Annotated in this window: 17 protein-coding genes, 3 tRNA genes and 1 other RNA gene; 2 read left to right on the forward strand and 19 right to left on the reverse strand. The window is 66.7% G+C overall.

Translation table 11 applies throughout. The annotated features are described in order from the left end of the window. Nucleotides 1-1149: 1149 nt before the first annotated feature. The 15 genes from Poly30_RS19145 to Poly30_RS19215 form a co-directional block, all read right to left on the reverse strand. A complete protein-coding gene (locus tag Poly30_RS19145; protein ID WP_145200927.1) occupies nucleotides 1150-1446 on the reverse strand; it encodes an HPr family phosphocarrier protein in 297 nt (98 codons plus the stop codon). Next, nucleotides 1443-1922: a PTS sugar transporter subunit IIA gene (locus Poly30_RS19150; RefSeq protein ID WP_145200930.1), complete on the reverse strand. Its 480-nt coding sequence runs from the start codon at nucleotides 1920-1922 to the stop codon at nucleotides 1443-1445. The genes Poly30_RS19145 and Poly30_RS19150 overlap by 4 nt, the downstream gene beginning before the upstream one ends. Before the next feature lie 350 nt (nucleotides 1923-2272). Next, nucleotides 2273-2590, reverse strand: coding sequence for a ribosome hibernation-promoting factor, HPF/YfiA family (hpf, locus tag Poly30_RS19155; protein WP_145200933.1), 318 nt, complete (start codon nucleotides 2588-2590; stop codon nucleotides 2273-2275). Between the two features lie 296 nt (nucleotides 2591-2886). Next, nucleotides 2887-3693 (reverse strand): tRNA pseudouridine(38-40) synthase TruA, encoded by an 807-nt coding sequence (gene truA, locus Poly30_RS19160; protein WP_145200936.1) that lies wholly within the window; start codon nucleotides 3691-3693, stop codon nucleotides 2887-2889. A gap of 20 nt (nucleotides 3694-3713) precedes the next feature. Continuing rightward, the gene (rpoN, locus tag Poly30_RS19165) at nucleotides 3714-5120 is read right to left on the reverse strand and encodes an RNA polymerase factor sigma-54 (RefSeq protein ID WP_145200939.1); all 1407 of its coding nucleotides are present in this window, start codon (nucleotides 5118-5120) and stop codon (nucleotides 3714-3716) included. 65 nt (nucleotides 5121-5185) lie between these two features. Continuing rightward, nucleotides 5186-7954 (reverse strand): serine/threonine-protein kinase, encoded by a 2769-nt coding sequence (locus Poly30_RS19170; RefSeq protein ID WP_145200942.1) that lies wholly within the window; start codon nucleotides 7952-7954, stop codon nucleotides 5186-5188. After that, nucleotides 7947-8522 carry a sigma-70 family RNA polymerase sigma factor gene (locus Poly30_RS19175; RefSeq protein ID WP_145200945.1) on the reverse strand — a complete coding sequence of 192 codons (576 nt, stop codon included), beginning with the start codon at nucleotides 8520-8522 and terminating at the stop codon, nucleotides 7947-7949. Before Poly30_RS19175 ends, Poly30_RS19170 begins: the two co-directional genes overlap by 8 nt. A 93-nt stretch (nucleotides 8523-8615) precedes the next feature. After that, nucleotides 8616-9236, reverse strand: coding sequence for a recombination mediator RecR (gene recR, locus Poly30_RS19180; protein WP_145200948.1), 621 nt, complete (start codon nucleotides 9234-9236; stop codon nucleotides 8616-8618). A gap of 3 nt (nucleotides 9237-9239) precedes the next feature. After that, on the reverse strand, nucleotides 9240-9557 hold the full coding sequence (locus Poly30_RS19185) for a YbaB/EbfC family nucleoid-associated protein (RefSeq protein ID WP_145200951.1): 318 nt from the start codon (nucleotides 9555-9557) through the stop codon (nucleotides 9240-9242). 28 nt (nucleotides 9558-9585) lie between these two features. Then, nucleotides 9586-11439 (reverse strand): DNA polymerase III subunit gamma/tau, encoded by a 1854-nt coding sequence (gene dnaX / locus Poly30_RS19190; RefSeq protein WP_145200954.1) that lies wholly within the window; start codon nucleotides 11437-11439, stop codon nucleotides 9586-9588. 68 nt (nucleotides 11440-11507) lie between these two features. Next, nucleotides 11508-11605: signal recognition particle sRNA small type (gene ffs / locus Poly30_RS19195), an RNA gene on the reverse strand. Between the two features lie 79 nt (nucleotides 11606-11684). Continuing rightward, nucleotides 11685-11774: transfer RNA gene (locus Poly30_RS19200), tRNA-Ser, on the reverse strand. Nucleotides 11775-12051: 277 nt separating this feature from the next. Then, nucleotides 12052-12141 (reverse strand) — tRNA-Ser (locus Poly30_RS19205). Between the two features lie 25 nt (nucleotides 12142-12166). Further along, nucleotides 12167-12640 (reverse strand): nucleoside deaminase, encoded by a 474-nt coding sequence (locus tag Poly30_RS19210; RefSeq protein WP_419190388.1) that lies wholly within the window; start codon nucleotides 12638-12640, stop codon nucleotides 12167-12169. Between the two features lie 198 nt (nucleotides 12641-12838). After that, nucleotides 12839-12915: transfer RNA gene (locus Poly30_RS19215), tRNA-Arg, on the reverse strand. A 142-nt stretch (nucleotides 12916-13057) separates the two neighbouring features. Between Poly30_RS19215 and Poly30_RS19220 the strand changes: the two genes are divergently transcribed. Beyond that, nucleotides 13058-14122, forward strand: a complete 1065-nt coding sequence (locus Poly30_RS19220; RefSeq protein WP_419190389.1) for an N-acetylornithine carbamoyltransferase — start codon at nucleotides 13058-13060, stop codon at nucleotides 14120-14122. A gap of 140 nt (nucleotides 14123-14262) precedes the next feature. Then, entirely contained in the window at nucleotides 14263-17745 is a 3483-nt protein-coding gene (dnaE, locus tag Poly30_RS19225; protein WP_145200960.1) for a DNA polymerase III subunit alpha, read from the forward strand. Nucleotides 17746-17802: 57 nt separating this feature from the next. On the opposite strand, the gene Poly30_RS19230 is transcribed toward dnaE, so the two are convergent. The 4 genes from Poly30_RS19230 to Poly30_RS19245 all read right to left on the reverse strand — a co-directional run bounded on the left by Poly30_RS19230 (nucleotide 17803) and on the right by Poly30_RS19245 (nucleotide 21107). Further along, a complete protein-coding gene (locus Poly30_RS19230) occupies nucleotides 17803-18783 on the reverse strand; it encodes a hypothetical protein (protein WP_145200963.1) in 981 nt (326 codons plus the stop codon). Nucleotides 18784-19006: 223 nt separating this feature from the next. Further along, complete coding sequence (locus tag Poly30_RS19235; protein ID WP_145200966.1) at nucleotides 19007-19579, reverse strand: adenylate kinase; 573 nt, start codon at nucleotides 19577-19579, stop codon at nucleotides 19007-19009. A gap of 39 nt (nucleotides 19580-19618) precedes the next feature. Continuing rightward, nucleotides 19619-20011 (reverse strand): 50S ribosomal protein L17, encoded by a 393-nt coding sequence (gene rplQ, locus Poly30_RS19240; protein ID WP_145200969.1) that lies wholly within the window; start codon nucleotides 20009-20011, stop codon nucleotides 19619-19621. 100 nt (nucleotides 20012-20111) lie between these two features. Further along, nucleotides 20112-21107 (reverse strand): DNA-directed RNA polymerase subunit alpha, encoded by a 996-nt coding sequence (locus Poly30_RS19245; RefSeq protein WP_145200972.1) that lies wholly within the window; start codon nucleotides 21105-21107, stop codon nucleotides 20112-20114. Between the last annotated feature and the right edge of the window lie 178 nt (nucleotides 21108-21285).

The raw sequence follows: 21285 nt of genomic DNA on the forward strand, positions 1-21285 counted from the left end.
GCGAGCACGCCTGTCCGGCGAGGACGCCCGTCCGGCGAGGACGCCTGCGCGGCGAGCGCACAGCGGTGTAACCGCTATTTCCTCGTCAGAGGAAATGCCAGAGATACTGCGCGCTGTCACAGCGATCGCCCGGCCCGGCTCCACTTGCATTGGCAGCAGACCCGCCCGCTGCCGACTTCCCGATACCGACGGCCTGCCGTTCGCGCGAAGCGCCGAACGCGTGGGCTGAGGCTTCCCGCTAGCGGCTGGTGTCCTGCCCGTGAACCGCCGCCCCTGCCGGCTTCCCCCTGCTGGCTTCCCGACACAGACTGCCTGCCGTTCGCGCGAAGCGTCGAACGCGTGGGCTGAGGCTTCCCGCTGACGGCTGGTGTCCTGCCCGTGAACCGCCGCCCCTGCCGTCTTCCCCCTGCTGGCTTCTCGATACCGACTGCCTGCCGTTCGCGCGAAGCGCCGAACGCGTGGGCTCAGGTCTCCCGCTCACGGCTTGTGGGCTGTCCGCTGGAGCGCTCGCCCGCATGGGCGAGCTGGGCAGTTGTCTGACTCGCCGGTCAGACCTGAGACCTGAGACCTGAGACCTGAGACCTGAGCCCTCAGACCTGAGCCCTCAGACCTGAGCCCCTCTCAGCTCGCCCTGACGGGCGAGCGCTCCAGCGGGCAGCACCCAAGCCTGCAGCGGGAGACCTGAGCCCACGCGTTCGACGCTTCGCGCGAACGGCAGGCAGCCTGTACCGGGAGCCCTGTACCGGGAGCCCTGCCGGGGCGTCGGTCAGCGGGCAGGCCACAAGCCGTGAGCGGGAGACCTCAGCCCACGCGTTCGACGCTTCGCGCGAACGGCAGGCAGCCTGTACCGGGAAGTCGCCAGCGGGCGGGTCTGCTGCCAATGCAAGTGGAGCCGGGCCGAGCGATCGCTGCGACAGCGCGCAGTATCTCTGGCATTTCCTCTGACGAGGAAATAGCGGTTGCACCGCTGTGCGCTCGCCGCGCAGGCGCCCTCGCCGGGCGGGCGTCCTCGCCGGACGGGCCGCGAGGGCGAGCCTCGCGCGGGCCACTCAGCGCCCTACGGGCGCCGAGTCGGGGCCCGGGCGTCCTGGCGGACGCATGGGACGTTGACGGGCTTGGCCGATCTCCGCCGAAGATCTCGCCGAAGACCTAGATCTCGCCGAACCCACGCTGCACAAGGGCCTCGAGCCTTTCGAGCAACTCGTCCTGCCCATCCCCTTCAGCAAGAAACTCCAGCGAAGACCCCATGGAGGCCTCGAGGGTCATCAGCTCAAGGATGCTCTTGCCATTGACACCAGGGTCACCGTCACCGACCTCACCACCACGCCGCGCATGACGGATACGCAGGCTGCACGGGAACTCAAGTGCAGTCGAAACGATTGCATGACACGGACGAGCGTGGAGGCCCGCCGGATTCACCACCTGAACAACCCTTTTCGCAGTCAAACGACCGACATCTCCTTGAGAAGGCCCACGAGTTCTGCCTTGGTCTTCGCCTGAAGAGCGAAAGCACGGAAGTCAGGATCACGGGCTAGCTTGGCGACCCAGCGCATCATCGAGAGATGCTCATCAGGATCGTAGGTGTCCGTTCGCTCTTCGGGGCGCAGGACCGTGAAAATGATGTGGACCGGTGCTCCGTCCACCGCCTGCCACTCGACACCGTCTTTCGAAACGGCGAGGGAGAACACCGCCTCTTCCAGGCCCTCGACCTTCACGTGCGGGATCGCGACGTTCATGCCGACGCCCGTGGAAGCGAGCTCCTCACGCGCGATCAATGCCGCGCGAACATGCTCCTCCAGCCCGGGTTCGATGTACTTCGCCGAGAGCAGCTGATCTGCCACTTCATTGAGGATGTCTGCCTTGGTCTGCCCCTTCAACTTGAGGATGCAGGCCTTGGTCTTGAATCGCTTGTACCAATCCATGTTCGAGATGGCCTCAGGGGTCGGCCAGGGGGGAATTTAGCATCTGAGGCGGCGAAATGCCCCATTCGCACCTGGCCGTACGGTTGGCCCAGCCATCCTCAGGGGACAAAATCGGCCATTTCGGCGCGAAAGGGCCGTTTTTCAACCCGAAGAGCGGCCCGGAGTTTTCCGAGTCCGCCCTCCCGCGGAGGCCAGCACGCACCCGCCGCCCGGCCCACCTGCGGTCGAGTGCCTAAAAAAAGGACCCGGCCGCATCGTGCGGCCAGGCCCTGGTCTGAGTTCAAGAAGGGATCCGATCGATCATCGGACCTGAATCAGGACAGCGTCAGCGTGACTCCATGCGGGCGCCGTCAGGCCACTCCGTGCTGGGGCCGACGCGGAACGAGACGCTCCTTGTCATGACTCTTGCGGAGCTGGCGCCCCATTCGATCCACAGCCTCCATGAGCGCTTCTCCGAAGCCCTCGCGGCGCACGTTCGCCACCAGCGTCTGTCCCTTACCAATGTTCGCCACGAGTTCGACGTGGTGATTGCGGGCGTCCTTCTCCAGCCTGGCATCAATGGAAACGATGTGACCATTGAATCGCTCCAGAGCGGCTAGCCGCTCCTCGACGAGGCTACGGTAACGGCTGGGGTAATCGTGATGCAGGATTGACACTTGTGTCTTCATGCGCACCTCCAGGAGCGTGAGTGGGATCGAGTTGTCTTCGGCAGGCCTACATAGGCGGGCCGCTTGACTGCACCCTGTCGGACGATTTGGATTCCGTCAAGGGCATAAAGAAAAGCCGGCCCTGAGGGGCCTTCGAACGGCGTATCCAGCTCATTTTCTGGAGCGCCGCGTCCTTCATGCTCTGACGGCACCGTGACAGCGCCAGTCGTGAAAAGGATTCCGGGGCGGAGTTCCAACCCGGGTCACCTTCTTGGGTGATACCCGGCTCTTCGAATCTCCGCGACCCGTCCAGCGGATCAGTATTGTAAAGGTCCCGGCGGATCGCCCGGACCCTGCTCACGTCCCACAAACGGGCGCTCGGGATACAGAACTCGCACCATATAAAGACCGTTCGGCGGCGCCGTCGGGCCCGCGAGCTTTCGGTCGCGACTCTCCAGCGCGCGCGTCACATCGTCCGGCGTCATCCGCCCCTTGCCCACGGCAAGCAGCGTTCCCGCCATGGTACGCACCATGTTGTAGAGGAACCCGTTCCCCTGCACGACGATCGCGAAGCGCTCTCGTCGCATGACGAGACGCACGTGATCCACGCGCCGCACCGTCGACTTGCGAGGTGAGCCGACGTTGCCGAACGCAGCAAAATCGCGCTCCCCCTCCATGCGACGCGCGGCCTCCCGCATCGCAGCACCATCGAGCGACGTCCGGTCCCAGTGCACGAACTCCCTACCGATCGCCGGTGGAAAGCGCGTCGTCTGAATCACGTACGCGTAGCGCTTCCCCGTCGCATGGAAGCGCGCGTGGAAGTCGTCCGCACAGGTCTCCGCGCGACGCACCGCGATGCCCGGGGGCAGGTGCGCGTTCAACGCGTGCCGGAGCCTGTCATCGTCGATGCGCGGCGCGTCGATGTGGAAGTGAGCGACCTGACGCAAGCCGTGGACCCCCGTGTCGGTGCGACCCGCACCGTGGATCACGACGATCGTGTCGAGCAGCTCCGCCAGCGCCTCCTCGATCGACTGTTGCACGGTCTCGAACCCGTCCTGGCGCTGCCAGCCGTAGAAGCGCGAGCCGTCGTAGCTCACCTCGATTCGAACGTTGCGCAGCGCCATGGCGCCGGAGAGAATACGCCTCAGACGTGCCGCTTGCGGCGATAAGAGCTCTCGATTCCGAGCTCCGTCCGGTACTTCGCGACCGTTCGCCGGGCCACGGTGATCCCGGCCGCCTTCAGCGCCTGGACGAGGGCTTCGTCGGACAGCGGATCCGAGGCATCCTCGGCCTCCACCAGCTGGCGCACGCGCTCCCGGACCGCCGCCGTCCCGCAGACCGGGGCGGCGCCCGCGCTGCCCTCCTTCGCCTCGCCGGGCGCGGACTGGAAGAAAGACCGCAGCGGCAGGATCCCCCACGGCGTCTGGGCCGACTTGCCCGCCACGCTGCGACTGACCGTGCTGGTCGCGAGGCCCAGCTCCTCCGCCACGGCCGCCATCGAAAGCGGCCTGAGCGCCGTGGGCCCGTCGGTCAGGAACGCCGCCTGATGCCGAAGCGTGGCCTCCGCCACGCGCAGGAGCGTCGTTCCCCGCATCTCCACGGCCTCGGTCACCCACCGCGCCTTCTCGACCTTCCCGCGCAGGTAGGACCGCGCGCCCGGCTCCAGCTGGCCCGAGGAGAGAAGCTCCTCCGCCACAGGATCGATGGAAACGGCGGGCAGAGCCCCGTGGGCGAGCTCCACCGTGAACGTGTCTCCGTCGTCGTGCACGAGAATGTCCGGGTGCAGGACTGGCGCCATGCTCCCTGCGAGCTGGGAACCGGGCCTCATATCGAGCATCGAAAGCACGCCCAAGAGCCGGTCGAGTTCCAGGAGCCCGAGGCCGAGCTTGTCCGCCACCGCGGGCCGCTTGTTCCTCGAGAGCTCGACGAGAAAGTCCTCCAGGAGCGTGCAGAGGAGCGCGTAGTCCGGGTCCTTCGGGTCGAGCTGGAGCAGGAGGGCCTCGACCGAGCTTCGCGCACCGATCCCCGCGGGCTCCAGCTGCTGGAGCGTGGCGATCGCGTCCGCCATCAGTCTGTGCCCGGCGCTCGCCCCCGCCATCGGCAGCTCGGCCTGCTCGGCCAGCCCCATGATCTCGTCGTCCTCGATCAGAAGCAGCCCGGAATCGTCGAGGCAGCCGCACAGGAACTCGACCCAGCGCGCCAGGTCCGCGGGCAGGTCGCGGGCGCGGACCTGTTCCTCGACCGCGTCGACCAGGGACTGAGCGCGCTCGGGCTGGGCCTGGAGCAGCGCGTAGTGGTCCTCGGTGGCCTGGTTGCGCGAAGCGGAGCTGCGCCCGGGCTCGTCAGAGCTCGACGGACCTCCCCTGTCCCCCTCGCTGCCTTCGACCAGGAGCGCCTCGTTCCGCTCGGCCTCCTCGGAGAGCCACGCGTCGAGGTCCGTCCTCGGCAGCGTCAGGATCTCGATCGACTGGAGCATGCGCGGCGCCAGGACCATGTCCTGCCGCTGCTGCATGCCCTGTCGCATCTGCGTTCCGAGTCCTAGCTTGGCCATCGCCTTGCTATCGGCACCACGCTCCAGGCGCCCAAGGGGAAAGTCCTACCCCGTTCGCCAGGAAGCTACTTCGCGCCCCAGGCCTCGGCCTTCTCCGGCTTCTCCCAGGCGACGTAGAGATCCACGAGCAGCTCCCGGACCCTGGCGATCTCCGTCGGCGTCGCGGCACCGTCCTCGCCGAGGCGCCGCTCGACCTCCAGCAGCACCTCCTCCGCGCCCTCGAAGTCCCCGGCCGCCTGGAGCGCGCGCCCGAGGTTCGAGCGAAACGGAAAGACGTTGACCCGGCTCCCGGGCTGATGCTCCTCGCTGAGCGCGAGCACGCGCCGGGCCGTCTCGACCGCCTCCTCCCCGCGCCCGAGCTTGATGAAGAGCATCGCCATGTTGTTCAACGTGACGTGCGTCTGCGGATGCCCCTCGCCCGCGAGCTCCATGAGACCCGACTTCGCCGACTCGTACGTCGCCAGTGATTCCTCCAGTCGGCCAAGATTCTCGAGAGCGGCGGCGAGGCTGATCTCGCACAGGAGGACCCGCACGGGATCACGCTCGCCGTCGAGGGACTCGAGGCTCTCGCGCAGGATCTCCTCGGCCCGCTCGAAGCGCTTCTCGTACATCAGCGCGACGCTCAGGTTGTTCCGGGCCACGAACGTATTCTCATGGCCGTCGCCGAAGACCCTGAGCGACGTGGCGAGCACATCCTCCAGCACGTCGATCGCTTCGGCGTGTCGATCCAGGCCGCTGAGCGCGGACGCGTAGGTCGCCTTGATCACCAGAGTATCGGCGTGGTCAGACCCCCAGACGAAGAGAGCGCGCGGCATGAGTCGCTCGACGATCTCCAGCGCCTTGCCCCACTCCGTGCGGGTGTTCGCGATCTGCGCGCGCGTCAGTTCCTGGGTCAGAAGCCGCGGATGATCGTCCCCATCGAGCGCCTTCATGGCGGCGATGCCCTCCCGCAAGAGCTCGTCGGCGGCCGGATACTCGCCGCTCTCCATGAGCGCGTTGGCCAGGCGGCTCCGGGCGACCTCGACGCTGTCCTCCCCGGGCGACAGGAAGCGAAGCCAGCCCTCGAAGCATCGGCGGGCCGCCGCGAGGGCATTCTCCCGATCGGAGGTCGCGTCGTAGAAGAGGACGTCAAGTTCGAGGGGCCGCATCTGCATCCAGGGAGGTGCCTCTGCGCCGAACGCCTCCACGGACTCCCCCACCTCGCGCCGGAACGCCTCCGCGCGATCGATGTCCTCCATCTGAAGCCAGAGCTCGGCGAGCGACGCGGCCGATTCGATCGCCCCCTCCGAGCCCGGACCGTCCGACTCGAGAAACGCCCGTCGCGCCTCCGCGAGGTGCGCCCGCGCGTAGTCGAGAACACCGAGCCGGAGGTAGGTCTCGCCGATCGTCCCATGCAGCCCGGCGAGCACCTCGAGATCCAGCCGCGCCGAGCCCGCAGGCATCTCCACGTCCGTAGATTGGCCGCTTCGAACGCGCTCGGTGACGCCGAGCTCCAGCGATGCCTGGTGCAGGAGGTCGACGACGCGCACGCCGCGGCTCCCGAGCTCCGGGTCGGCGCTGGCGAGGACGCGCTCCAGGAATTGATTCGCGTCCCGCGCGCGATCGCGTTCGATGACGGCCGCCCGCTCGGCCCGCTGGCTGCGCACGAGCCCCACGCTGGTCCCTACGACGGCCAGCACGAGGCCGACGAGCCCGAGCCCGAACCCCGCCACCAGTCCGCGATGGCGCTCGGCGAACTTCGAGGCCTGGTACCAGGCCGTCGGCGGCCGGGCGGAGATCGGCTCGCGATCGAGGAAGCGGCGCAGGTCCGAGGCGAACGCGTCGACGCTGGCGTAGCGCCGGTCGGCGTCGCGCTCGAGCGCCTTCGCGAGCACCGTCTCGATGTCACCGCGAAGCGAACGATCGAATCGGCTGAGGCGCGCGGCATCCTCCCGAGACAGCCGCAGCGCAACCTTCGGCAGGGACAGGCCGCTGAGCTCCAGCGGCGCATGGCCCGTCAGCAGGCGGAACAGCAGCACGCCGAGGGCGTACACGTCGCTGCGGGCGTCCACTCGATCGGGCTCACCCAGCACCTGCTCGGGACTCATGTACGCGATGGTGCCCACGATCTCCCCGGCGCTCGTCAGCGACGTCTCCACGGGGTCCAGCGCGCGGGCGATGCCGAAGTCGAGCACGTGGGGCTGACCGCTCGCGTCCACGAGGATGTTGTCCGGTTTGAGATCGCGATGGATGACGCCGCGCTGATGCGCGTGCGCCACGGCATCGGCCACCCGCAGGAGCAGCCGGATGCGCCCGTCACGATCGAGACCGAGTTCATCGGCCGCGACGAGGAGCGGCCTCCCCTCGATCTTCTCCATCGCGAACCACGAGACGCTGTGCCCGTCCGCGGTCCTCTCGACGCCTGCGTCGTGAACGGCGGCGATCCCCGCGTGATTGAGTCGCCCGAGGGCCTCGACCTCCCATTGAAAGCGGCGCTCGGCCCCGGCGCTGAAGTAGCCCGGCCTGAGCACCTTGAGGGCGACCGTTCGGTGCGGGTACTCCTGGGTCGCCTCGAAGACGCGTCCCATCCCTCCCTCGCCGATCACGCCGCGCAGCTCGTAGCCCCCGATCGTGGCGCCCACTTCGGGCGCGGGCGCATCGAAGATCGCGGCTGCAGGCGTCTCCAGGAACCCCTTCTGATCATCCGTGACCTCGCCGAGCAACGACTCGACCTCGGCCCGCAGAGCGAGGTCGCCTGCGCAGGCCCCGTCGAGAAACGCCGCGCGCTCGGCGGCAGGCAGCTCCAGCGCGTCCCCGAAGAGTTCCTTGACTCGAGCCCAGTCCGACTCAGTCATCCTGACTTCCGGAAAGCGCCCGCGCGAGCCATGCCTTCGCCACGTTCCATTCCCGCGCCACGGTGCGCTCGGAGACGCCCATCACGGAGGCCGTGTCCTCGACCGACAGTCCGCCGAAGAAGCGCAGCTCGACGACCTTGGCAGCGCGCGGATCTCTCTCGCTCAGCTCCGTCAGGGCCGCGTCGAGCGCCACGAAATCGAGGTCGTCCGGATCGAAGGCGCGATCCGCCATCTCCAGAGGCTGGCGTCGCATCGCGCCGCCGTGCTTCTCGGACCGAACCCGCCGCGCGCGATCGACGAGGATCCTTCGCATCGCGAGCGCGGCCGCGCTGAAGAAGTGGCCGCGACTGTCCCACGAGAGCGACTCGCCATCGGCACCGACGAGCTTCATCCACGCCTCGTGCACGAGCGCCGTGGCCTGCAGCGTGTGCCCCTTGGCTTCGCGGCCCATCTGGCCACCGGCGAGCCGGCGAAGTTCGTCGTAGACGCGCGGGAGAAGGGCCTCCCCGGCAGCGGGGTCGGCGCCGGCGCGCTGGAGGAGGACCGTGAGGTCGGGATCGTCGGACATGGGATTCGAGCGGGGGGTTGGACGGTCCAGAAGTCTACGACATCCCCACCATCCGGATCCTGCTCACCGGATCCCCCTCACGTGCACCGACGATCAGGAGCGACCGCGGCGCCGGATGGCACGCCGATCCTCCAGCGCGTCCTCCAGAACGCCCTTGTGCAGATACTCGATCGCGCTGCCTGCGGGAAGTCCCCGCGCGAGACGGCTGATGATCAGATCGGGAATGCCCGCGCTCTCCAGCGCGTCGAGAACGAGGAGCGCCGTCGCCTCCCCTTCCTTGTCGGGATCGGTGGCGAGGATGACTTCCCTGACGTTGCCCCGCCGCACGCGGTCGAGCAGCGCATGGATCGAGAGGTGCCGCGCTTCCGTTCCATCGGCCGGATTCAGCGCCCCCATCAACACGTGGTAGCGGCCGTCGAAGACGCGAGCTCGCTCCATCGCCTCGACGTGACGCGGCTCCTCGACGACGGCGATCGTCGTCGCGTCGCGCCCCTCGTCAGCGCAGAGGCCGCAGAGCTCTTGCTCGGCCACGTTGCCACATTCCTTGCAGCGCTTCGCATCTGTGAGGACGAGCGCGATGGCGTCGCGCAGCGCTGCGCCTGAACGCTCGCTGCGGAGCACGTGGAACGTCAAGCGCTCCGCGCTGACGCGCCCGATGCCGGGCAGCGCCTCGAACGCCTTGATGAGCGCCTCGACCGGGGCGGGATAGGCCATCGACTAGAGAAGCCCCGGGAGGTTCATGCCGCCCGTGACCTTGGCCATGCGCTCTTCGTGCTGTTTCTGGGCCTGGCGCTGGGCTGCCTGGACGGCGAGCAGAACGAGCTCGTTCAGGTCGTCCGACCCGGGCGCAGGTGCTCCCTCCGCGATGGCGACGCTGTGGAGATTCCCCATGCCGTCGACCGTGGCGCGGCAGGTGCCGCCAGCGCCGCCCTCGATGCGCGCATCGCGAAGCTCCTCGCGCGCTTCCTCCAGGGACTTCTGCATCTTCTGGGCCTGCGCGAGCAGGTTGCCCATCTCTCCGAATGATCCGCTCATGGTTGCTTGGCTCTCGGGCCTGGGTGATTCAGTCCTCGACTCGTCCGCCGAAGAGTTCCTTGACCTCGTTGGTGAACGGGTCGTCCTTGCCGCTCGTGTCGCCGTCGTGGATCTCGATCTTGAGGCGCACCGAGTCTCCGACGGCGGCGGCGAACGCGGCCTCCATCATGGTGTGCGCGCGGCTGTCCTGGAGGCGCTTGGCTTCCTCTTCCGACAGACCGCGGAGCTTCAGTGGCGCCACCCCGCCGAGGTCGCGCACGAGGTTGCCCTTGCGAAAGAGCAGGTCGGCGAGCGGGGCGTCCTTGCGCTTGAGTTCGCGCAGGAAACCCATCCACCGGTCGGCGGTGCTGTTGGTCTGCACGCTCGGAGCGGAGCCGCGGGCTCCCCTGCGTTTGGCTGGCGGAGCGGGCTGGCCAGCCGGAGCCTGCGCTTGGATCTCGCGCTGGGCGAGTTCAGGGGTGCGCTGTGCGGGTTGGCCCCTCCGGGACGGAGGGATGTAGCCCTGGGTCGGGGCTGGCGTCGGAGTCGGGGCCTGAGCCGGGGCCTGAGCCGGGGCCGGAGTCGCTGCGGGTGCCGGCGCCGTTGCCTGCAGCGGGGCGGGCGCTGGCCGGGTCGGGGGCTGAGCGATGGCCGGATCCGTGACGACCGGATCTTTGACGTTCGGGGCCGAGGTCGATTCAGGCGCCGCTAGGGGCCGCGCCGACGGTGGCGTCGGCGCGGGAGCTCCTGTCGCGAGGCGACTTTCGAGGGCTTCGAGCCGCTGGATGAGCACGTCGACGGGCATGGTGGCCTCGGGTCGACAGAGGTCGAGCAAGGTCGCTTCGAGGATGAGGCGAGAGTGCGCGCGCATGTGGATGGGTCCCATCCGCTCCCGTGCGTGCAGGAGTTCCTGCAGGACGAGTTCGAGGCGATCGGCGCCGAACTTCGAAGCGCGCTCTGCCATCGCCGCTTTGGCCACGGGGCTCGCGGACGAGGCGACCATGGGCGCGTCCTCACCGATGAGCCGCAGGAGGAGGGCGGAGCGCAGGTAGCCGAGAACGGCATCGAGGAAGGCGGGCTCGTCCCCTTCCCTGCCTGGAAGGGCCTTGAGGAGCGCGACCTTGTCGGTGTCGAGGATGGCGTCCAGAACCGCCTCGATCGCTTCGGTCGAGCCTTCACCGGCAAGCCGCGCGGTATCAGCGACCTTGGGCGTCCGGCCGACGAGCGCGAGCAGCTGGTCGGCGAGCGAGAGAGCGTCGCGCATGCCGCCGCGGGCGCGCCGTGCGATCTCGGCGGAGACGCCGGGTTCGGCCTCGACGTCTTCCAGCGCGAAGACCTCGTCGAGTCGAGCGACGATCTGGCTCTCCGACAGCGGAGACAGCCGAAGGACCTGGCACCGCGAAACGACGGTGTCGGGGACCTTGTGGAGCTCGGTGGTCGCGAAGAGGAACTTGACGTGGGCCGGGGGTTCTTCGAGCGTCTTCAGGAGCGCGTTGAACGCGGCTCTGGAGAGCATGTGAACCTCGTCGATGAGGAAGACCTTGAAGCGTGCCTTGAGCGGCACGTAGCCGGCCTGGTCGCGCAGGTTCCGAACGTGGTCGACGCCCGTGTTGGAAGCCGCGTCGATCTCGATGAGGTCGGGTTCGGTCCCGGCGTCATAGGAGAGGCACCGCTCACAAACTCCGCAGGGTTCCTCGATGGGCCCTTTCTCGCAGTTGAGGGCCTTGGCGAACAGCCGGGCCGAGGTGGTCTTGCCGGTTCCGCGGGGTCCGAAGAACAGGTACGCGTGCCCGACTCTCCCCTCAGCGATCGCTCCCCGGAGGGTCCGTGTCACCACTTCCTGGCCGGCGACGTCGGCGAAGGCGGTGGGCCGGTACTTGCGTGCGAGAACGAGGTAGGACATCGAACCGAAAGAATAACCGGGTCACAGCCGTAGCGCCTGGCCATCACGGAGAGAACCCGCGCAGATCGAAAGGCCCGGGCACCTCGCGCCTGCCGTGCGGCCCTTAGGGCTGCTCCGTTCCCGGCCTGACCCGGTTCGGACCGACGACATCGCGTGGGACCGGACCCATCGCTCCGCGCGGGTCCAACCGTTGTGAATGAGTTTCCAGAACCAGGCGAGTCCGACAGATGTCGAGAGAGAAGAGATGGCGGAGAGGGTGGGATTCGAACCCACGGTACCGGTGAAGGCACACCCGCTTTCCAAGCGAGCACATTCGGCCACTCTGTCACCTCTCCATTGATCTCGTCGAACGAATTGAAGAACCAAGCCGGAAACCCAGAAACCAAGCCCCGGCAAGACCCAGCCCCAGCAGACCCAGCCCCAGCAAGACCCAGCCCCAGCAAGACCCAGCCCCAGCAGAGCCAGCCCCCAACAGAGCCAACCCCTAACAGAGCCACCCCCCAGAACCACCCGCGATCGACACCCCGCAGGGCCCCAACCGCTCCATCCGCGTCAGCGGATGGGCCAGAAAACATCATTCCTTTCATCCGCGCTCCGCGCGCATGAAAGGAATGGCGGAGAGGGAGGGATTTGAACCCTCGAGACCCGTGAAGGCCTACTGGTTTTCGAAACCAGCGCATTCGGCCACTCTGCCACCTCTCCGCTTGAATTCCGTTCGGGCCGTCCTTCAGGACTGGCCTCTCTTCGACCGGAAGAAGGACTGCATCAGATGCCGCGCTTCCCCATCGAAGATACCCTCGAGCACGACCGCTCGATGGTTGAGCCGCGCGTCCGTCAGCACCGTCCCGAGGGACGCCGCGCCCCCGAATTTGGGGTCGCGCACCGACCAGACCACCCTGGCTATCCGAGCATGGGAAAGGGCGCCCGCGCACATGAAGCACGGCTCGACCGTCGTGTAGACCGTCGCGCCGGGCAGTCGCATATCGCCCGTTCTTCGGAAGGCATCTCGTAGCGCTTCCATCTCGGCGTGGGCCGTACAGTCGCCCGCCTCGCGGCAGCGATTGCGCCCGACTCCGAGGACCGCGCCGTCTCGCACAACGATCGCCCCAATGGGCACCTCGTCGGCATCGCGGGCTTCCTCGGCGTACGCCAGCGCGAGAGCCATGCCCCCGCGATCCTGCTCGCTCGTCAATTCGTTCATCGCCTGGTTGTCAAACGACAGCACCTCGGCGCAGGAAGGACAAGCCGCCGGGTGGGCCCGATCGACGATTCCTTGAGGGAAACCCGAGGGGCTGGCGAATTGGACAGAGCTGAGGGCCGTGCGTCGAAGAGCAGTTACCGGGCCGCGTGTGGGCCGCGCTTGCCCCGGATCACCCCGGCGCGAACGCCGGACTGTGAATGGTACACCCGAGAGGATTCGAACCTCTAACCTCCTGATCCGTAGTCAGGTGCTCTATCCAGTTGAGCTACGGGTGCGTTTGGGCGCGACGTTGTACTGAGGCCAACGGAGGCCGTCAAGAGCACCTCCACAAGAATTTCGGGGACCTTGTCGAAGTTCCTTCCAGAGGCCGGGAAAAGAGTCTCTGGATGCGGAGCCGCGCTGCCGTACGATTCCTTCGTGAACCCCAGCAGCCCCTCCCAAGAATCGGCGGCGAGAGCCCCTGGCAAGACCCCGGCCGGCCTCATTCGGCTCAGCGACCTCAGCGACGCCCGCCTCGCGGACGTCCTCGACCTGTCGGACCGCTTCAAGGCGGGCGTGCGCAGGACGGAGCTCGCGGGCAAGTCCGTGGGGTTCCTGTTCTTCAGGGGCTCGCTGCGCACGCGGACGGCCTTCGAAGTGGCCGTCCACCAGCTCGGTGGCCAGGGCGTCCACATGTCCGCAGGCTCGGACTTCTGGGAAGTCGAGGCCCGCGACGGCGTGGTGATGGATGGGACGGCTCCGGAGCACGTGAGGGACGCGGCCGCGGTCATGTCGAACTACTGCGATGCGCTGGCGATTCGCCCGCGCCCCGCGGGCAACGCCTGGGCGGTCGACCGCCGCGACGAGGGCATCCATGCGTGGGCCCGGCACGCAACGGTTCCGATCATCAACATGGAGAGCGCGCTGAGCCACCCGCTCCAGGCACTCGCCGACCTGATGACCCTGCGCGAGACGTTCGGCCGGGACCTCTCCGGCAAGCGACTCGCGATCGTGTGGACTCCCTCCCCCACCCCTGCGGGCCCCTCGGTCGTTCACTCGATCCTCCTGGCGGCCCTGCGGTCCGGGATGCAGGTCTCTCTGGCTCATCCGCGCGGCTATGAACTCGACGAGGGCGTCATGAGCGAGGCGAAAGCGCTCGGCGCGCAGCATCCGACGGGCGGGCTCGAGCACGCCAACACCTCGCGCGACGCAGCCGCCGGAGCACACGTGGTGTACGCACGCTCGTGGATGTCGCTCGAGAACTACGGGAACAAGACGCGCGCGGCGAGCCGCGTGGCCACCGAGCGACGCGACTGGCTCGTGGACGAATCACTGATGCAGCTCGGCAACGAGGCACGGCTCATGCATCCGATGCCGATCAGGCGCAACCTCGAGGTGACCGACTCGGTCCTCGACGGGCCGCGCAGCCTCGTGTACCAGCAGGCGGCCAACCGGCTGCCCACGCAGAAGGGCCTGTTGTCCCTTCTCCTGCGCGGGCAATAGGTTAGAGATCGGGTAGGCTTTCGGCCTCGACACGGCGCCCCCACCGCACGGGTTGGCGCCAAATCAGCCCGTTCACGGGCGAGGGGACCGCGGGTCGCCTCCGGGGTGAAAACGGGCCATCATTGGGGGAAGATCGACGAATGACCGCACCTGATTTCGTGCACCTGCACGTCCACAGTGAGTACAGCCTGCTCGATGGCGCCAACCGCATCGGCGACCTCGTCAAGGCCTGCGAGAAGGACGGACAGCGCGCGCTCGCGCTCACCGACCACGGCAACATGTACGGCGCGATCGAGCTGTACCAGAAGGCGCACAAGGGCGGGATCAAACCTCTGATGGGCTGCGAGGTGTACATCGCCAAGCGCTCGATGCACGAGAAGCACTCGAAGGCGAACGGCAACGGCTATAGCCACCTGACGCTCCTCGCGCGCAACATGGAGGGCTACCAGAACCTCGTGAAGCTCACGAGCGCAGGCTACGTCGACGGCTTCCACTACAAGCCGCGGATCGACATGGACCTCCTACGCCAGCACGCCGCGGGGATCTCGTGCCTCTCGGGCTGCCTCGCCGGCGAGATCAACCAGCTGACCCGCACGGGGAAAGAGGGCGAGGCCGAGGCGCTCGCCACGGACCTGCGCGACATGTTCGGGCCCGAGCATTTCTGGCTCGAGCTGCAGCGGAACGGGATCAACATCCAGGCCGACGCGAACGAAGCGCTGATGCGCATGCACCAGCGCACCGGGATCCCGCTCGTCGCGACGAACGACATCCACTACCTGCGCGCCGAGGACTGCCACGCCCAAGACGTACTGCTCTGCATCAACACCGGCGCCAAGAAAGCGGACAAGGATCGCTTCAAGTTCGAGACGGACACGCTCTTCTTCGCGACGCGCGAGGAGATGACGCACATGTTCCGGGACCTTCCGGAGTCGATCAAGGCGACGAACGACGTCGCCGAGCAGATCAACGTCGAGCTCGAGTTCGGCACCTACCACGTGCCTGAATTCGTGTCGGAGACCGGCGAGTCGCCCGATCAGATCTTCGATCGACTGCTCGAGGAGAGGCTCGTGAAGCTCTACGGCTCGGACAGTCAGGCAGCGCGCGAGCGCCTGGAGCGCGAGAAGGGAACGATCCGCGAGCTCGGCTTCGTCTCGTACTTCCTGATCGTGTGGGACATCATCAAGTGGTCGCGGGACAACGGGATCTCGGTGGGGCCTGGCCGAGGTTCGGCGGCGGGGTCGATCGTGGCCTATCTGCTCGACATCACGCGGCTGTGCCCGCTGAAGTACGACCTCCTGTTCGAGCGATTCCTGAACTCCAGCCGCGTGTCGATGCCCGATATCGATATCGACTTCTGCAAGGAGGGGCGCGAGCGGGTCATCGAGTACACGCGCGAGCGCTACGGGCGTGAGTGCGTGACGCAGATCGTGACCTTCGGAACGATGGCCTCGCGGACGGTGGTTCGAGACGTCGGGCGGGCGCTCGACATGCCGCTGTCCGAGATCAACCGCGTGTCCAAGAAGATTCCTGCAGGCCCAGGTGCCCCCTCCCTGGCGGTCGCGCTGGAAACGGATCCGGAGCTGCAGGCGTTCAAGGCCCTCGGGCCCGAATGGGAGGAACTGTTCGCCTACTCGACGGCGCTGGAGGGCATGGCGCGGCACGTCTCGACCCACGCGGCAGGCGTCGTGATCACGCCAGGGCCGACGGTCAACTACGTGCCGCTCGGGCGGAACGGCGACGATATCACGACGCAGTTCCCGGCCCCACAGCTGGAGGAGCTCGGGCTCCTCAAGATGGACTACCTGGGTCTTCGGACCCTGACGATCATCGATCGATGCCTGGCGAACATCAAGAAGCGCGGGCTGGAGCCCCCCGTCGTGGACGAGCTGCCGCTCGATGATCCCGGCGTGTTCGAACTGCTCATGGCGGGCGATACGCTCGGTGTGTTCCAGCTGGAATCCGAGGGGATGCGCAAGCTGCTCTCGCGGCTCAAGCCCGACTGCTTCGACGACGTGGTCGCCGTGCTCGCGCTGTACCGACCTGGCCCGCTGGAGTCAGGGATGGTCGACATGTTCGTGGACCGCAAGCATGGGCGCGAGGCGATCACCTTCCCCCACGAGAGCCTCGTCCCGATCCTCGGGAACACCTACGGTTGCCTCGTGTACCAGGAGCAGGTGATGCTGGCGTCCGTGGAGCTGTCTGGCTTCTCGCTGAACGACGCGGACAACCTGCGGAAGGCGATGGGCAAGAAGAAGCCCGAGATCATGCAGAAGTTCTCGGCGCAGTTCCTGGAGGGCGCCATCGCGAACGGCTGCGACCCGGACGTCGCGCAGAACACCTGGGACAACATCATCAAGTTCGGTGGCTATGGCTTCAACAAGTCGCACTCGGCCGCTTACGCGCTCATCACGTACCAGACCGCGTACCTGAAGGCCCACTACCGGACGGACTTCCTCGCCGCGAACTTCTCGTGCGAGATGGGTGACTCGAACAAGATCAAGGACTTCATCGACGACTGCAAGAAGAGCGACATCCGCGTCCTCATGCCGAGCATCCATGAGTCCGAGTGGGAATTCAAGCCGACGCAGACCCCCGAGGGTGGCGAGGCGATCCGGTTCGGCTTCGGCGCGGTGAAGGGCTGCGGCCGCGGCGCGCTGGAGGCCATGTGCAAGGTCAGAAACGAACTGCTCGAAGAGAAGCCGCAGCTCACCTTCCACGAGGTGGTGACCGCGGTCGATCCCCGTGAGATGGGCAAGATCGCCTGGGAAGCCGTCATCAAGTCCGGCGCGTTCGACGAACTCCAGCACAATCGCGGCTCACTCATGGCCGCGCTGGAGTCCGCCATGGCGGACGCCAGCTCACTGGCCAAGGATCGACGCAGCGGCCAATCCTCCATGTTCGACGCCTTCGGAGGCGCCGAGGAGGTGTCGGAGGAGAAGCCGGCCGCTGGTATCGATGACCGCTTTGCGATCACGAAGGCCGAGACGCTGGCGCTGGAGCACGAGGTCCTTGGCTTCTACCTCTCGGGTCACCCGCTGGAGGAGCGGGCAGGCCTCGTGTCGCTCCTCTCGTCGAGTCCGATCAAGCGACTGGCCGAGGTCGGCAGCTCAGAGAGCACGGTCCGCATCGCGGGCCTCATCCTGCAGAAGGCCGAACTCGTCGTGAAGTCGGGCAAGATGGCGGGCTCGAAGATGTGCCGCTTCCGGCTGGAGGACCTGTCGGGGTCGATCGGCGTGACCTGCTTCCCGAGGACCTACCTGGAGGTGCGGGACCTGATCGAGGACGGAGCGGTCGTCCTGTGCTCCGGCAAGCTGGAGGAGGGCAGCGACGAGCCCGCGATGCTGCTGGACGAGGTGATGTCGCTGAAGGACGCCCTCGCCCGATTCCAGGGCGGCATCGAGCTACGCGTGGACCCCAAGGACCGGGCGAAGCTCGCCGTCATCAAGGAGACCTGCGACCGGCACAAGGGCCAGAATCCGCTGTTCCTGCAGACCGAAGGCGACGACGGGCTGACGCGCCGGATCCGAGCCGGTCGCGACAAGGGCATCGCGATCACCGAAGAACTGGCGAATGAGCTTTGTGAGATCCTCGGGCACGACCGGGTCGGAATCGTGCGGGTGTAGTTGAGGTAGCTCGCGCGCGCGGGGCCCCGCCTGGTCCGCAGCGGGACACGTCTCGAATCAGAAGGAGTCTTCGCTCATGGGCAACGTGTCCGCGTCGATGCTGAACTCCAGGACGGTTTTGGCGAGGCTCGGCGTCAGATCGACGGAGTGAGCCCGAGCTGCCTCCGCTCCAGGCAAGCCGTGGAGGGTGACCGTGACCCTTCCCGGTCCGGGCGCATGGAGGGAGAGCGGTTTTTCCCAGGCGGGCGTGATCCAGGAGAGACGGCGCCGGGCCAGACCCCATGGGTCGACGCTCGTGTCTAGCCGGTCCTCGGTCGAGCCATCGGCTTCCGAGGGAGGATGGCTGACCATCCAGATGGTGCCGACGTTCTCCAGGGAGCCGAACGTCTGAAGCCAGTCTGTCCGCGGGCAGGCGTCATCCGGAAGGTCGAGGAACTCGTCCCCCTCGACCTGCACCCGATCCCCCTCTTCCCAATCCATGGAGAGATAGACCTCGTCCTTCAGTTCCTCCGGCAGTCCATGGACGACGACGTCGACTTCGAAGCGCTTCAGTACAATCGAGGTGCGCTGGAAAGAGTGCTCCGCGGTGAGTTCGATGGCAGGACTTCGACCCCACGCAGGACTGTCATCCGTGAAACCCCTCGCGGCGACGAACCAGCGTCCTGGAATGAGTCCTTGTAGGACGAAGGCTCGCTGGTCTCCGAGGTCGATGTTCACGAAGTCGGCCACGATCCAGGTCTCACCGGCACGCTCGTAGCGGAGCGCCGTCAGGAAAACGGGGTGAGGGCTGTCGCTCGCCGCCTCTCCCGAAATCGTGCACGCGCCGTCGTCGGTCACCCGGACGACCACCGGAGCAGCGGCTGCATCCCTCGGTACGCCACCGAGCGAGGACGCCGCGAAAGGATCCACGGAATGGGCGCGGCTCTCCCAGGACGGAACCAGGTAGGCGAAGCTCCAGGCAACGGCGAGAACCAGGCAGAACGCCACGGTTGCGTGAGCCTTGAGGGAGCCCGAAGGTACGAGTCGAGAGCGCTGCATCAGTCACCCGTAGCCCACGCGGAACGGGCAGTTTCGAGCAACCAAAAGAAACTTTCTAAGTGGTAAATCAGGGAACCTATGGCATTGGCGACCCGTTGCGCATTCGACCGATCGGAACGAAAGCAAGGCACTTCGATCGGCTACGCAGATCGAAGTGCCTTGCTTTCGTACCAAGTGGCCGAGTCCGCTACGGGCGCTGAAGCCGCGGACCGCTACCGCCAGATCAAACCGAAGACTGGATCCGTGCACGGACCTCTTCTACCGTTCCGGCACCATCGATCAAATGGACCGGTACCAGACCCTGCTCACGGTAGTACGCGATGCACGGCTCGGACTGCTCGCGATAGGTATCGATCCGCCGCTGGACGACCGCAGGATCCGCATCGTCGCTGCGGTTCTCCTTCTCGGCGCGGCCGATCAGGCGCTTCTTCAGCTCCTCGTCAGGAACTTCCAGCACCACCACGCCCGCCAGCTTCGTCCCTCGCCCGGCGAGGTATCCGTCCAGCCACGAGGCCTGAAGCACGTTCCTCGGAAAGCCGTCCAGCAGCGCTCCTTCGGCCGTATCAGGCTCGGCGAGACGCTCCGCCACCATGGCGTTGGTGACCGTGTCCGGAACCAGCTTTCCAGCCGCGAGAATGTCTTTCACCTGCAGCCCGATCTCCGTCTCCCCTTTCAGGTGAGCGCGAAACATATCACCCGTGGAGACGTGGGGCACATCCAGGTGGTCCTTCAGAGAACCAGCCTGGGTGCCTTTGCCAGCCGCGGGGGGGCCGAAGATCAGGAAGTGACGGGTCAAGGTCGCCGTTACCAAAGTCGGAAGCGAGTCGCCAGAAGGCTACTCCGCAGCGGCGTCCAGTTCCTCACGGGGCGTGCGCTCCACGAACTCGAGGATCGCGCGCTCACCGTTGTCGCCGAGGCGACGCTTGGTCAGCTTGATGATCCGGCAGTAGCCGCCAGGACGATCCTGGAAGCGCGGCCCGAGCACGTCGAAGAGCTTCTTGGCGCCGTCCTTGCTGCGCAGCTTGCTGAAAGCGCGGCGGCGGTTGTGCTGGGACGGGTCCTTGGAAAGGGTCACGAGCTTCTCGACGAAGGGCTTGACGGCCTTCGCCTTCTGAACGGTCGTGATAATACGCTCGTGCTCGATCAGCGAGGCCGCCATGTTCCTGGTCATGGCCTGGCGGTGGCTGGTCGTGCGTCCGAGCTTAAATCCGGCTACGCGGTGTCGCATGGGAGTCTAGGGAGTCAGCGCCCCGGCAAGAGGTTGCGCGAGGGCGCCCCAGTTCTGGGGCAGGGAGAGGGTCGTGGACGGGAGGCGGGGGAAAGCTCTACTACTCGGTCACCTTCATGCCGAGCGAGAGACCACGCTCGGCGAGCTTCGACTTGATCTCCGTGAGGGAGGTCTTGCCGAGGTTCTTGAGGTTGATCACGTCGTTCTCCGACATGGTCACGAGGTCACGGAGCGTCTGGAGGTTGGCACCGTCCAGGCAGTTGCGGGCGCGAACGGAAAGCTCGAGGTCCGCGATCGGGGCATCCAGCATGCGGGAGAGCTCGGAGTCCTCCTGCTTCTGGGGGTTGAACTCCGAAGCGGTCGGAGTGTCGAGAAGCGGCTTGGAGTCCCGCGTCTCGCCCTGAAGGACGAAGGGGTTCAGGTGCTTCCGGTAGATCTTGGCGGCCTCCGTGAGGGCCAGCTCGGGCGTCACCGAACCGTCGGTCCAGATCTCGAGGATCAGGCGGTCGTAGTTCGTGAACTTGCCGACGCGGCAGGCCTCGATGCCGTAGCGAACTCGCTCGACCGGCGAGTAGCTGGAGTCGACCGGGATCTTGCCCAGTTCCTGATCATCGAACTTGTTGTCCTCGGCCGGCACGTAGCCGCGGCCTCGGTTGACATCCAGCTCGACGTCGAACTCGCGGTCCATGGTGAGGGTGCAAATGTGCAGGTCCTCGTTCATGACCTTCGCGCCACGCTCGCACTCCACGTCCGCGCCGGTCACCGCGCCCTCGCTGGAGCGCTGGATGCGGCACACGATCGGACCGTCCCCGTCATACTCGATACGGAGGCGCTTGAGGTTGAGGATGATCGCAGCCACGTCCTCGTAGACACCTTCGAGGCTATCGAACTCGTGGCTCGCGCCGTCGATGCGGACCGCCGTCACGGCGCAGCCTTCGATGGACGAAAGCAGCACGCGGCGCAGGCCGTTGCCGATCGTCTGCCCGAAGCCGCGCTCGAACGGATCGATCAGGAATCGACCGTACGTGTCGGTGAGCGTCGCGTCGTCGGCTTCAACGCGCGAAGGAAGTTCAAAATTACGCCAGCGGATCCTCATGGGATGAGTCTCTCTTGTTTCAGGCCCCACGGGAGCAGGGCGAGCTTTCCACGACCGGAGTCGTCGAGAAGCGGGTGTGTGTGTATGCGGAGTTGATTTCGATCGCCCGGAAGACGATCAGGGAGCCCACTCGTCAGTGAGCCCCAACACGGTCAGTTAGCCCAGCCACGGTCACGCG

The sequence above is a fragment of the Saltatorellus ferox genome, from assembly GCA_007751475.1.
GTDB lineage: Bacteria > Planctomycetota > UBA1135 > UBA1135.